Genomic DNA, 11,822 nt, shown 5'->3' on the forward strand with positions numbered 1-11,822 from the left:
GTCGAATTTAGCCATTTGAATTCTGACGTATCTTTGACGATTTCATGTGAGCATGACATGCACGTAACACAAAATAAATTACTGAGTTTGAACGACTCCCACAGTGAAAGTTTACTTTTACAGTTAGGGCATTTCACGAAAAAAGTCCTTTTCATTATTTGTTCAAAAATTCGCACTAGAATATGCAGTGTCGACTTGAACCGATGTTCAAGCCTTGTTATTCAATTATAGATTTCAACTTAAAAGTTAAGTTCTCTTTTACAGCTAACCACTCTGTATTAATAATGGAAAACACGACCGTATCTCTATACCCACCATTAGGCATTTTCTGATGATTCCTTAGCAAACCGTCTTGCTTAGCGCCCAAACGCGCAATAGCGGCACGTGAAGCTTGATTATGCCAGCTTGTTCTAAACTCTACCGCGATAGCATCAAGAGTTTCAAAGGCGTGATTGAGCATAAGTAGCTTACATTCCGTGTTACATGACGTCTTTTGATACGTTTTGCTGTACCACGTGTAGCCAATTTCCAGCCTCTGATTAATAGGGTCAGCATTGCAAAAGCGCGTTGAACCAATAACCTCCCCACTCGCTTTGTCTATCACTACAAAGGGTAACGATAGCCCCTTGTCTTTCTGCTCTAGTGCTGTCGCAATATAATCACTAATAGTTTCAGCGTTAGGTACTAATGTGAACCAAAGCTTCCACAATTCACCGTCCATCGCTGCATTCACTAAAGCGTCAGCATGTGCCATTGTTAAGGGAGTAAGCGTTATATTTTCAGATTCTAATTCTACGTCTTTAAACCACATATCACTTTCCTTGTCTGATTAGTTGTATGATGTTAAGCATACAAGGTTTCCAAAAAGAACGTTATACCTAACGAGACTAAAATAAACGATGCATTAGTTAATGCGCGAACAGGCCAGCTAACCTGACCGTACGATACCCCAGCCCATTTAGAAAAAATGACTATTAATCCCATTAACCCAAACCACGGCGTGAAGAAAAAGATGGTTTTCCACTTAACGATTGATACAGCGATATCGTGAAGAGCCCCGCTAACTAGAAATGTAATAAAAATAGCTAAAGAAATGGGCAAGACATTCGTAATTGGGCGCATAACATTACGTGATAAATAGTAACCCCAGATAGGATTCCAATAGCGCCAAAAAACTGGGAAAGAAGAGGCACCAAAAGAGCGTGAAAGCATGTTTTTCATTGAACTACTTGCACCCAACGGCACGCCATTTCGTTTTTTAACATATTGTGCAAGAGACAGTGTGCTTTTCATTATAAGTCAGCCCCGAAATGAGTGCCCTTTTTGAGAACGAGCATATATCTATGAGTAGTTGAACCTACCAACTGTTAGAGATGTATGATGCTAAATCAAAAAAAGCATCGACCTTATCTCCGCGTTTGTTCCAGTTATCATGAGTATGAGGCATGCCCTTCACCTCAATCCTTTCATGTTTTTTCATTAGCTCTATTCTTAGCAGTGCGCGTTCTTTTTCATTTAGCATTAATGACTGTATTTTTTCTAGTTCACCAGTGTCTAACCAAATTGCACCACAGCCTGGGCACTCATCTATCTCTACCGCATGCAGCGGGCTATAAAACCTGCGTAACATCATGGTATCAGGGCATTTGGGGCAGGAAATCCGTTTATTTAAAGAATCGAGCTCGTAATGAAACTGACTAAGGTGCTTTGCCAACACATTCCCTCTTTTTTCTTGCGGGTTTTCAAAGTCACTTAATGTCTGATTTTCGAGTAGGACACCGCCACATGCTGTGCTGTAGTAAACCGGAACTTTACCAACTGTGACTCTTTTTAGCGGTGTTTGCGTTCTTGGACACTTCATTTTTAGCGACTACCTTTATTCTTTAAGTATTGTGAGTTGGTAAAATTAGGTAATAAAAATACGGTTATCAGTTGTCTTTGAGGTAATTATTTAACCGCTGTAGATTATATTTTATTACCATCCTGTCGATGTAAGACAGACTGCTTCTTTTCACTTGATTTTTCTTTATTTTTAAAGTATTGCCAGAAACTTCTACATATCGGGATAAGTCTAAAACCATGAACTCTTCATAAACTCTGACGAGTTCTTTATTGTTAACATCGATTTTATTAATCGTCCACGATAGTCCATCTCGTTCGACTACGAATATAATGTTTTTGAGAGTATGTTCGCTTTGATTTTCAAAAGAAACGTGAACAGATACATAGTTATTTGAACTAAATGGAGTCCAGTATTTTCTCAGGTCTGTGGTGTATTTAACACTACCAAAATCCTTTAATTCGAGCGCTTTCATTAGGGAAAGTAAAAATAAGAAGCTTTGATCTTCACAGGATGGGTTTTGATCGATTCTACTTGAAGTTTCGAAGGTCAGAGCGATGCATTTTTCAGCAACAGAGCCTATCTTTACCGTTTCTAGATAATTTCCTACAAGCTCTTTTGCTCTGTGATTTTCACCTAAGATACTCACCACAATAAGCAACAAAACGATGGGGAGCAGCCCGATATATTTCAATAATACTCTGCTTCGAGATTTCATAAATTCCTTTTAGCGTTCTGACTTTTTAAGAACAATCCTATATATGTGAGGCACTACGTAAAAACACTACGTAAATATGCCTGTCTAGTTTTGTGTGTGGTGTGTGTGGAGTTATTATGCTTCTAGGGCTTTTTGCCAAAAAACAGCGCTGCCAGCCTCTGGGTCTAATTCATAACTACTAAATCCAAATTTTTTATACGCTGCTTTAGCAACATCATTATTGCTCAGTACCTCAAGGGTAATTTTACAGCAACCACGTTCCTTAGCTATCGACTCCACTTTTTCCAATAGTTTTTGACTAAGGCCTAGCCCTCTATAGTTTTTATGAACGCAAATATCATGAATGTTGATAAGAGGTTTGCAAGCAAAAGTTGAAAACCCTTCAAAGCAATTAGCTAACGCCGCTGGACTGCCGTCAACGTATACTAAAACACTAAAAGCGTGCGGAACATTAGAAAGCTTAGCAGAAAGGTTTTTCATAGTTGATTCTGCTAGCGGATCCCCTCCCCCCATAGGATCGCAAGCGTATTCGTTTAGAAGAAACGGGATATCTCGAGCGTGTTGTTTATTTTTATAATCAGCTTTTACTATCTCTACATTCATAATGAAACATGTTTCCTAGGGAGTTATTTTGAAATATCGTTATTAGTTATGTAAGGCCCAATGAAGCATAAAATGCCTGTCTTTCTTAGTTATTAGTTATAGCTGCGTATTTCGGTGAATCCGATTGGTCGTTTCGGTTTTATCCGATCACTTTTTCTTCTTCTTTTTCGTCCTTGCCAGTTTTACCTTAAGTGATCGGATTGGTCTAGTTTTCTCATAGATTCGCCAACCAGTTCAATTCGATGACTGTTGTGCAGTAAACGATCGAGTAACCCATCTGCCACAGTGGGGTATTAAAAATATGCCTATCTTATTTAGATAGATACTTAAAGTTTTGACTTTGCAGAACCCCAACTGCGTTAACTTGTTAGGTGCGATGCAAATAATTATTGAGCTCATCGACTAACTCAAGTGCTTCGCTTTTCGTTAAGTAAGGTACTTTTATCGTTCTAGCCCAAAAGAAACTTTTACCTGTTTTAGAACTCACTTCTGAAAAAGGCATAGCCAACAACGTGTTATCGTTTCGGTTTGGGATGGGAGTTAAAAACTCTACGTCTCGATACAAAGTTTCACTGTCTGGCGCTTTAACCTCACCTTTCACTTTTGCAGCAGCTATCAAGCCACACCATTTGTGGGAAAAGAAAACAATGTCGCCTATATGAACATGGTGAACAAACCTTTTGGCGTCTCCATACGCCTCCAGACGACTATTATCCATCATCGACCAAATAGAGTCCTCATTCCAACTGCGATTTGTATCAAATAATACACCTTTTACATCACTCGGGTTTTTGTGCTTATCATAGGGAAGCGCAAAGAACTCAAAGTACTTTTCGCCAGCAAGTTCATAAATTCTATAGGGCAAGAAATCGATAGATATACCACTTTTCTTCCAGTAATCGACGGAAGATATTAATGAGTCATCCGCTGCACTGCCGATAACTAATAAGTGCTGTTTGTTATTAATTTCTTTAGGCTCTAATTGGTGCTCAAGACTGAAAGCCTCTCTGTGTGCTTCAACTAGCGACATGTCGCCTTTGCTATATTCTTTGAACTTATTTTCTAATTTTTGATAGCTCCATTGACCAGCATCTTGCGCATATCTTAGCGCTTGATGAACGGCATCTTTCCCGGCAGATGCACGCTTTAGCTCGAATATAACTAATTCGCCACTTTCATTCAGTGCATATATGTCAGCTTCTGCCTGCCATTGTCGTTCTTGAAACACCGGCATCAATCTAGCGTCTTCAAATAAGACGTCTAAAATACTGTTCGCAATTAAGTTTTCTAGATCTTTCTCTAATTTTCCAAAACTAGAAAAGTCTTTGAACTCTACGGGTTCCAACTTTTCAAATACTTCTGCTTGTTCTTCTATTTTGTAGAGCATGCTTTGCATTCCTTTGAGTGAATAACAGGTAACAGCTTTGATACAGCCTTCTGCGGTTGCATCAAAGCTGCGATGTTAATTGACTTGTTGTATCTTACTTGACAGCCACTTGATAACTTCAGTTTTACCTACAGGAGAGTAGCGACTTAAATGAGGTAGGCCTGCTACGTAAATAGGACGTTCATTGATTTTGCAACTAAATCCCTTAACCGCCCAGTTTCCATGTCCTGACGGTAAATAATCTTCTTTGCCGCCGAACATAGAATGCAAGAAGCCGTAGGGTGAAACATCAGAGTTTCCGAAAGTTATTATAAGCTTTGGCTTAACAACGCTTAAAATTGCCTCATGTACTGGCCAACATATTTCAGCTAATGAAAAGTTAATATCTGTAGCTTCGCGGCTCTGTAAGAATATTAAATTACTCGCACACACATCTCTGGTGTTGATCCCAAGGCTTTCAAATATCCATTGAACTCTTTTTTGAAGAGGGGCTTCGCCACTTGCCCACACACCTTTATGATTCTCCCAACTCTCATCCAAGTAGGCGTTAGTGGTATTTGTAAGCATTGAACTAATACTTTGTTCAACTGGCTTTCCGTTTGCGCCACCTGGATTGAAGCCGAGCATGTAAACATCACTAGGCTTTAATGTTTCATGGCTACTATAGAGAACGCTTCCTGGTTCCTCTAGATATTCAGACAGCGCTTGTTTAGCAATAATAGGTATTTCATTTTTGGTCATTTTTGCCTCGAAAAAAAACAGAAAAATTTAAGCTGTAGAAAAAAGCTATCGCAGCACGTTCTTCTTCGCTCCAACTAACTAGTCACACGGTTATCGTATGTCTTTATATTCAATTTTAGTTGCTGCGAATATGTTTTAAGTTTTGCCGCGTTGCCACTTGGTATTAAAGACAAGATGAACGAGTCTGATCCATCGTCAATGCCAATAATTTCTAACCCCATGCTTTTTGCACAGGTTGAGAAGAAAAAGCTAGATTCTAAGTAGTAAGATATATTGAACTGAGTTTGCATCATATCGTCCGCCAGCTGTCTCGATATGCTGCAAGTAGAAAGTACATTTTTAGATAAATCGTTTAATAAATCGAAGACATGTTGCGCATCCTCTCTCCAATCTACAATCACCACACGGTTGATGCTTTTTAGACCTTCTATAATTACAAATGTAAGGTCAAATGAATTTTTAAAGGCTCCATCAAATCCGCTTTCTTCTAGTCCGTCTTTGTGTTTTAGTTTGTATGCATTCTTATCAGAAAGATAAAGTTGAACGTCATTTACAACGGTTTGATTTCCATTACCGATTATCTTCGCTAATGCAATTTCTGGGGAGTGGTTTTTCTGCTGACTTTCATTACAGCCTGTAACAACAAGAGCAGTTATAACTATTAGTAATCTCTTCATCATTCCTTGATTCCAACTTGGTTTTATCCACTACAGTGGGCTTCCATATATAGCGGATACCGACTTAAAAATAGCTAGTTAGACAGACCCATAATGTAGACCCTTTTAGACAAAGATGTCGTCCTGTGTCTTGTTAAGTCCTCGCTGGCACAACAGAGCCAGCGTTTAGTTTTTTAGAATTCAAAGACTATCAGATTATTGACGAGAACAAGTAGTTTTAGCCCCCCCATTTTTAGTTAATAAGACTTTTTCATCCAACTGTATGATTTCTGAACCCGTGGCGGTTCCAATAATGGCTTCTTTCAATTGTTGAGGAAATTGTTCAGGTGGTAAATTGCGTCCATCTACAACAAAACGGGTAATCGTAAGCTTAGTGAATGACTCAAGTAATTCGTTTTGATTGAGCTCCCAAGTGCCTTGAGCTATAACATCGAATTCAGCCTCTGTACCCGACTCTTTCATACTCATTTCAAACATCACGTTTGAGCTACCATTACTTACATATTCCACACTCCCCGTGAACTTGGCGCCATCGCCTTGTCCATTACATTCCCAATGGCCTTTCAATAATTCCTGCTGACTTTTCGAGCAGCCCGCTAACATAATTAAACAAGCCATAAAAAAAGCGTTAGCCTTGCAAAGTGTCATAGTAATATCCTTTTATTGGTGTTCTGACAGACCAGTAATAATTATGGCAGCTTAAAAAGACTTTATTGAATTTTTTTAGCACAAGAGAGTGAGCACAACAACGTAAGCAAGACAGCCATAATTCGAAAACACCCAAACTGTCCCTACGTACACTTTCTTTAATCTAAATCCCCATTCAAACTGGTATACGAGTTAATCAAAGTCAGACAGATGCAATGCCTAAAGCCCGAAAGTCACAAATTAGTTTATCGGATACGCCCTATTATCACTGTATTTCCCGCTGTGTTCGTCGTGCTTTCTTGTGTGGCGAGGAAAACGGTAAAAGCTTTGAACATCGTCGCCAATGGGTAGAAGACCGTATTCATGTTTTAAGTGAGGTGTTCGCCATTGATGTATGTGCTTATGCAGTAATGAGTAATCATACGCACCTGGTATTACACGTAAACAAAGAGAAAGCAGACGCACTGAGTACAGAAGACGTGATTCAACGTTGGCATAAACTGTACAAAGGCACATTACTCTCGCAGCGCTACATGTCAGCAGATTCACGTAAAGATTTACATGAAATTCAAATTAAAGCGGTGGAGTTAACGGCTGAAGTATGGCGTAAAAGGCTATTTGATATCAGCTGGTTTATGCGTGCACTGAATGAATACATTGCTAGGGCGGCTAATAAAGAAGACGACTGCACAGGACATTTTTGGGAAGGACGGTTTAAATCTCAAGCACTATTGGATGAGTCAGCCCTTGCCGCTTGTATGGCATATGTTGATTTAAACCCAGTACGAGCAAAGATGGCCAAAACACCTGAAACATCAGACCATACCAGTATTAAATACCGAATTAACGCCGCTAAGGTAGGCAAAACACCAAAACGACTTATGCCTTTTGCTGGCAATCCAAGGCAAGAGATGCCACACGGTTTACCTTTTACTCTTCCAGACTACTTACAGCTTGTAGACATAACCAGCCGATATATTCACCCAAACAAGCGTGGCAAGGTTGAGCATAACCTACCCTCTATTTTAGAGCGTCTCAATATTGAACACGAACATTGGATAACTTTAACTACGCAGTTTGAAACTTGCTTTAAGCACGCCGCCGGCAAAGTGACTTACCTAGAGCAATACGCACACAATCAACACCAGCAACGTGTGCAAGGTCGACAAAGTGCAATGCGCTTACTTGGTTAGCTTTGCAGTTAAATAGCGAGCGAAACGGACACAATATATATACATCGGTACCAAATGAAGCCTGACTTATTAAGGACTGAATTTTTTACAATGCGCATCCGCATGCGTATACTTGATATGTACGGCCATTTGGAGTAATTGCATGCAAGATTTATATGACATCCATGCCCCAAAAAAAGCGACTAATTTAAGCTTAAACAGCGATTTATTACAAAAAGCTAGAGACTTAAAAGTTAACCTGTCTGCAACCTTAGAACAAGCACTCAAAGACAAGTTGAAAAGCGTTGAAGAAGAAAGATGGAAAAAAGAAAACAAAGCTGCCATCGCTGCGTACAACGAGTTTGTTGCTGAGAACGGTTGTGTAGGTGATGAGTACCGGAACTTCTAATGGCACAGTTTGATGTTTACAGAAACCCAAGCTCAAAAACTAATAAAGCTTACCCTTTTCTTGTAGATGTTCAGAACTCTGTAATTGACCAATTAGCAACAAGGTTAGTTGTACCGCTGACAAAGAATAAGACTAGAAATAGTCTTTACATGAAAAACCTAACGCCGGAGATAGAATTCGAAGGCGAGACATACCTATTTCTGACTCAACAACTGAGTTCCATACCCGAAGATGTGCCAAAGGACTGCATCGGTTCTTTTGACCAATCCCGCGAATTGCTAATAGGTGCAATAGACTTTGCTATTACTGGAATATAGCTTTCAATAACAACTCAGATAGGTGGGTATTCAGAAATATGCCTGTCTTGTTTAGTCACTGTAAATACAACCGCATTGAAATGGACATTGTGAGTGACTGCCTACATCTTTTCTAACAGATGCAGCGGGAAAAGAAATATACCTGTCTCTTTTAGTCCGTTTAGTTGGTAAAAAAGATTGGTAACAAATATGACTGTCTTGTTTAGTTAGTGTGAGTGGTGGCAAATATTTCCCTGAAACAAATATGGCTGTCTTATTAGTCTTTATTAGTCTTTAGCAACACACGTAGAGCTAACGGGCAATGACGCAGCAGCATCGCGAAGCGCCGCTGCGTTACTGTCCCAGTGGCCGTAGGGAACAAACTAAGCGCCCTGTTAGGCATTACCCGCAAATTTCTTTGGCTTTAGCTCTGTAGAAAAAAATGTTTTCACATTCAATATTAGTACACGCAACAGTTCTTTTAAGCTCTTCTTCTGAGTACTTTCTTGATAAGTGATCAATAATCCGAAGTGAAGAATCATAATATCTACACTTCAAATTCTCTTGATTTAGATATGACGTAAGCTCGTCCTTAATAGCTTTATTTTGGGTCAAAGCATTATCCAGTTTGTGTTCAACTTTAATGAGTTTATTATTAAGTCGCTCTTCAATTTGCTCTGTGCGCTCTCTTATTCTTTCAATAACCTTCACATTTTGAGTTACTCTTGAAATTTTTAACTGCTCTTCTTTATATTTATTTGAAAAGTACTTTTCTTGAATATTGTTTAGACCCTTTATATCTGTTTGCCAAAAACCATCCCAATTCCATAGAAAAGCAAAAAAGATCATTAGCCAGAAGATAAATGTCAATATAGAGCCTAGAAAAGTGTCTTGATTATTATCTAGCTTAGAATTGTCCACATTAGGCTCAGTAGCTGTTACTTTATTTTCTGGTCGGGTGTTTGAATTTTCCACAAATAAACTCCTTTGATTGTGGTTGGATATGTTTGGTATGCCTTACGCCTGCATAACACGTTTGCTACCACGCAAAATAGGTTCAAACTTACCATTTAATACGGCAAACTCAAAGAAACCTAGAACCCCAGAATAAACACAAGTAAGTAAGACAGGCATAATTCAATACACCTGAACCACGTAAACAATCATCCCGTCAAAACCATGGCTGATAGCTTCATCAACTTGTTCTTGCACTGTTTGAGGTAAGGTAAAATCCAAGCTTTAACCAATATCCGAGAAACGAAAAACAGAGAAATAATAGTACTGACTAGCAGGAAAAGCCTGATGATTGTTGTTCTTCCACCGTAATAGTGACTGTCTTGTTTAGTCGCTAAAGGACTGCATCGGTTCTTTGGACCAATCCCGCGAATTGCTAATTGGTGCAATAGACTTTGCTATTTCTGGAATATAGCTTTCAATAACAACTCAGATAGGTGTGTATACAGAAACATGCCTGTCTTGAAAAGAAATATGCCTGTCTTGTTTAGTTTGTTACAAACCTATGAAGCATAAATGAATAGTTCTTTTTTAATGTAATCCGTTTTATCGCGTTGCGAGCTTTAGGCTGATATTCGCGCCAGTCCCAATGATTGTCTATGAGAATAATTTTCGATATGCCAAATCGCTCTAAATCATCTAAGCTGTAATCCCATCCTATTAAATCTTTGCCAAAAAAAGATTTTAATTTATCCCACATGGTCATTTCATTATGTCCGTACACAGTAATAAGATTGTCTACTCCTATTCTATGATAAAAAGCAGCTTCTCTTTTTCTCATTTTGGGTAAATAGCTAGAATAAAATGATTCGTCAGAATCTGTGGTATCCCACTGTTTCTGCCAAGCACTTCCGTGCCACATTAAAATTGTGTCTTTATGCAAGTATTTAATATTACCAGCGGGTAAAACATAGTTTGCACACGAGGATAAACAGAGATTTTTTATTTCGATATTTAGTTTATTGCTGTGTATCCACTCACCGAGATCCATCCCTGCACCAATTTCTCCACCTGAACTTGAAATAATAAGTTTTTTTGGCTTTTCCTTCGACTTTTCAAATGCTTGAAAAATCGTTAAGTTCGAAGACTTAGTTATCGACCCTTCGTATACTAAAACGTCATTTTGGATGCCTACAAAGAAATTGCTTTCTACATCATTTTTTTTAGCGCCCAACGACGTGCAAGCTACACACCCTAAAAGAATAAGAATAAAGAGAAATTTCATCTGACATCCACTTGAAACATAACACCCCACTAAGGGGTAGTAATACGTAGGCTAAAATTAGGGCTCACAAAGATGACTGTCTTATTTAGGCTCCAAATCGACATGTAGATGATTTCGGTGTATTTAACGCTACACAAAGATGCCTGTCTTGTTTAGTCACAGAAACATGCCTGTCTTTTTAATTTTCTGTGCGAAATGCCAGATGTTAAGGACATTGCTGGATAAAAGAGCGAGTTTAGAAAAGTGGTGATGTTAAATGTTGGCGTTGCGCTGTTTAAAAAAGCACGTTGCTAAAGCCGTTAAAACAACTGAGAAAGCTAGCCGCAAAGACGACCTAGCGAAACAGCCTTGATCCTGTAATGTCACGGTTAAACCCACATTTTAATGCTGTAAGTAAATGACGCCTAACGCTAAGCTAAGCGGCGCAGCTTTGCTGCGTCCTTGCTTGAGCGCCTTGTTAGGGCTTGGGTTTGATACCGAATTGCTTCGCAAACTCAGGATCTATCCAAACTGACTCAACTTGATCTGGCTTTAGCTCAACCGTTTCAGGTTCTGTACAGCCAGAAATGAATTTGTCTAATGAACTAGCGACAAACTCTGAGTCTTTAGTTTCGTGATCCCAGAAATGAACCGCCCCATTTACTTCAATGAAATAGTTTCCTGATTCATCTTCTGCCAATACCTTTCTCTCGGCAAGAGCACTAGGAAATGGCTGAGAAGCCTCACGGATTATTCCGAATGCCACACCTTTTTCACTTATGAATACTTTTGCGAATGTACGATTCAATTCAAAGTACACAAACATGCCTGTCTTGTTTAGTACGGCCCCGCGTTTATTGGCTCGTATGTGCCATCGTACCAAAATGCCGGTCTTGTTTAATGGTCAGTTAATGCTGATTCGAAACTGGCGTTAGGCGATGAGTCGCTTTATTAGAAAAGATGGCTGTCTTGTTAAATCATTGAAACAACTGAATACAGAAACATGCCTGTCTTGTTTAGTAGGTATCGCACAGAGCGATATTGAACACCTCTGTCGGAGTGAATGATTAACCCTGGTTCTATGTCTCGTCTGCTAATTGCCATATTAAGTGC

The 11,822-nt window shown here is 39.1% G+C and carries 16 protein-coding genes; 3 read left to right on the forward strand and 13 right to left on the reverse strand.

Features of this window, described 5'->3' with window-relative positions:
- Window positions 1-217: 217 nt before the first annotated feature.
- The 10 genes from ACXAGV_RS16740 to ACXAGV_RS16785 form a co-directional block, all read right to left on the reverse strand.
- Window positions 218-811: a GNAT family N-acetyltransferase gene (locus tag ACXAGV_RS16740; RefSeq protein ID WP_474874218.1), complete on the reverse strand. Its 594-nt coding sequence runs from the start codon at window positions 809-811 to the stop codon at window positions 218-220.
- 32 nt (window positions 812-843) lie between these two features.
- On the reverse strand, window positions 844-1,293 hold the full coding sequence (locus tag ACXAGV_RS16745; RefSeq protein ID WP_474874219.1) for an acyltransferase: 450 nt from the start codon (window positions 1,291-1,293) through the stop codon (window positions 844-846).
- A 64-nt stretch (window positions 1,294-1,357) separates the two neighbouring features.
- On the reverse strand, window positions 1,358-1,861 hold the full coding sequence (locus ACXAGV_RS16750; protein WP_474874220.1) for a zf-TFIIB domain-containing protein: 504 nt from the start codon (window positions 1,859-1,861) through the stop codon (window positions 1,358-1,360).
- 67 nt (window positions 1,862-1,928) lie between these two features.
- A complete protein-coding gene (locus ACXAGV_RS16755) occupies window positions 1,929-2,558 on the reverse strand; it encodes a hypothetical protein (RefSeq protein WP_474874221.1) in 630 nt (209 codons plus the stop codon).
- Between the two features lie 114 nt (window positions 2,559-2,672).
- Entirely contained in the window at window positions 2,673-3,161 is a 489-nt protein-coding gene (locus ACXAGV_RS16760) for a GNAT family N-acetyltransferase (RefSeq protein WP_474874222.1), read from the reverse strand.
- 182 nt (window positions 3,162-3,343) lie between these two features.
- Window positions 3,344-3,445, reverse strand: a complete 102-nt coding sequence (locus tag ACXAGV_RS16765; RefSeq protein WP_474874223.1) for an ATP-binding protein — start codon at window positions 3,443-3,445, stop codon at window positions 3,344-3,346.
- Between the two features lie 83 nt (window positions 3,446-3,528).
- Window positions 3,529-4,548, reverse strand: a complete 1,020-nt coding sequence (locus ACXAGV_RS16770; protein WP_014998281.1) for a PDDEXK family nuclease — start codon at window positions 4,546-4,548, stop codon at window positions 3,529-3,531.
- Between the two features lie 75 nt (window positions 4,549-4,623).
- Window positions 4,624-5,289, reverse strand: a complete 666-nt coding sequence (locus ACXAGV_RS16775) for a uracil-DNA glycosylase family protein (RefSeq protein ID WP_474874224.1) — start codon at window positions 5,287-5,289, stop codon at window positions 4,624-4,626.
- 74 nt (window positions 5,290-5,363) lie between these two features.
- Window positions 5,364-5,969, reverse strand: a complete 606-nt coding sequence (locus tag ACXAGV_RS16780) for a DUF6630 family protein (RefSeq protein ID WP_474874225.1) — start codon at window positions 5,967-5,969, stop codon at window positions 5,364-5,366.
- Window positions 5,970-6,161: 192 nt separating this feature from the next.
- Window positions 6,162-6,614, reverse strand: a complete 453-nt coding sequence (locus ACXAGV_RS16785; protein WP_474874226.1) for a hypothetical protein — start codon at window positions 6,612-6,614, stop codon at window positions 6,162-6,164.
- Between the two features lie 215 nt (window positions 6,615-6,829).
- Between ACXAGV_RS16785 and ACXAGV_RS16790 the strand changes: the two genes are divergently transcribed.
- The 3 genes from ACXAGV_RS16790 (at window position 6,830) to ACXAGV_RS16800 (ending at window position 8,512) form a co-directional block, all read left to right on the forward strand.
- Window positions 6,830-7,807, forward strand: coding sequence for a transposase (locus ACXAGV_RS16790; protein WP_474874227.1), 978 nt, complete (start codon window positions 6,830-6,832; stop codon window positions 7,805-7,807).
- 142 nt (window positions 7,808-7,949) lie between these two features.
- A complete protein-coding gene (locus tag ACXAGV_RS16795; protein ID WP_474874228.1) occupies window positions 7,950-8,195 on the forward strand; it encodes a type II toxin-antitoxin system CcdA family antitoxin in 246 nt (81 codons plus the stop codon).
- The gene (locus ACXAGV_RS16800; RefSeq protein WP_474874229.1) at window positions 8,195-8,512 is read left to right on the forward strand and encodes a CcdB family protein; all 318 of its coding nucleotides are present in this window, start codon (window positions 8,195-8,197) and stop codon (window positions 8,510-8,512) included. The genes ACXAGV_RS16795 and ACXAGV_RS16800 overlap by 1 nt, the downstream gene beginning before the upstream one ends.
- Window positions 8,513-8,893: 381 nt before the next feature.
- On the opposite strand, the gene ACXAGV_RS16805 is transcribed toward ACXAGV_RS16800, so the two are convergent.
- The 3 genes from ACXAGV_RS16805 to ACXAGV_RS16815 all read right to left on the reverse strand — a co-directional run bounded on the left by ACXAGV_RS16805 (window position 8,894) and on the right by ACXAGV_RS16815 (window position 11,535).
- Window positions 8,894-9,466, reverse strand: coding sequence for a hypothetical protein (locus tag ACXAGV_RS16805; RefSeq protein ID WP_474874230.1), 573 nt, complete (start codon window positions 9,464-9,466; stop codon window positions 8,894-8,896).
- Window positions 9,467-9,992: 526 nt separating this feature from the next.
- Window positions 9,993-10,730, reverse strand: a complete 738-nt coding sequence (locus tag ACXAGV_RS16810) for a hypothetical protein (RefSeq protein ID WP_474874231.1) — start codon at window positions 10,728-10,730, stop codon at window positions 9,993-9,995.
- Window positions 10,731-11,187: 457 nt separating this feature from the next.
- Entirely contained in the window at window positions 11,188-11,535 is a 348-nt protein-coding gene (locus ACXAGV_RS16815; protein WP_474874232.1) for a hypothetical protein, read from the reverse strand.
- Between the last annotated feature and the right edge of the window lie 287 nt (window positions 11,536-11,822).

The sequence above is a fragment of the Alteromonas sp. ABH4_453 genome, assembly GCF_056160665.1.

Excerpts from the sequence above, each read along its gene's own strand:
- ACXAGV_RS16740 (WP_474874218.1), bottom strand. The coding sequence starts at position 811 with ATGTGGTTTAAAGACGTAGAATTAGAATCTGAAAATATAACGCTTACT.
- ACXAGV_RS16745 (WP_474874219.1), bottom strand. The coding sequence starts at position 1,293 with ATGAAAAGCACACTGTCTCTTGCACAATATGTTAAAAAACGAAATGGC.
- ACXAGV_RS16750 (WP_474874220.1), bottom strand. The coding sequence starts at position 1,861 with ATGAAGTGTCCAAGAACGCAAACACCGCTAAAAAGAGTCACAGTTGGT.
- ACXAGV_RS16755 (WP_474874221.1), bottom strand. The coding sequence starts at position 2,558 with ATGAAATCTCGAAGCAGAGTATTATTGAAATATATCGGGCTGCTCCCC.
- ACXAGV_RS16760 (WP_474874222.1), bottom strand. The coding sequence starts at position 3,161 with ATGAATGTAGAGATAGTAAAAGCTGATTATAAAAATAAACAACACGCT.
- ACXAGV_RS16770 (WP_014998281.1), bottom strand. The coding sequence starts at position 4,548 with ATGCTCTACAAAATAGAAGAACAAGCAGAAGTATTTGAAAAGTTGGAA.
- ACXAGV_RS16775 (WP_474874224.1), bottom strand. The coding sequence starts at position 5,289 with ATGACCAAAAATGAAATACCTATTATTGCTAAACAAGCGCTGTCTGAA.
- ACXAGV_RS16780 (WP_474874225.1), bottom strand. The coding sequence starts at position 5,969 with ATGATGAAGAGATTACTAATAGTTATAACTGCTCTTGTTGTTACAGGC.
- ACXAGV_RS16785 (WP_474874226.1), bottom strand. The coding sequence starts at position 6,614 with ATGACACTTTGCAAGGCTAACGCTTTTTTTATGGCTTGTTTAATTATG.
- ACXAGV_RS16790 (WP_474874227.1), top strand. The coding sequence starts at position 6,830 with ATGCCTAAAGCCCGAAAGTCACAAATTAGTTTATCGGATACGCCCTAT.
- ACXAGV_RS16795 (WP_474874228.1), top strand. The coding sequence starts at position 7,950 with ATGCAAGATTTATATGACATCCATGCCCCAAAAAAAGCGACTAATTTA.
- ACXAGV_RS16800 (WP_474874229.1), top strand. The coding sequence starts at position 8,195 with ATGGCACAGTTTGATGTTTACAGAAACCCAAGCTCAAAAACTAATAAA.
- ACXAGV_RS16810 (WP_474874231.1), bottom strand. The coding sequence starts at position 10,730 with ATGAAATTTCTCTTTATTCTTATTCTTTTAGGGTGTGTAGCTTGCACG.
- ACXAGV_RS16815 (WP_474874232.1), bottom strand. The coding sequence starts at position 11,535 with ATGTTTGTGTACTTTGAATTGAATCGTACATTCGCAAAAGTATTCATA.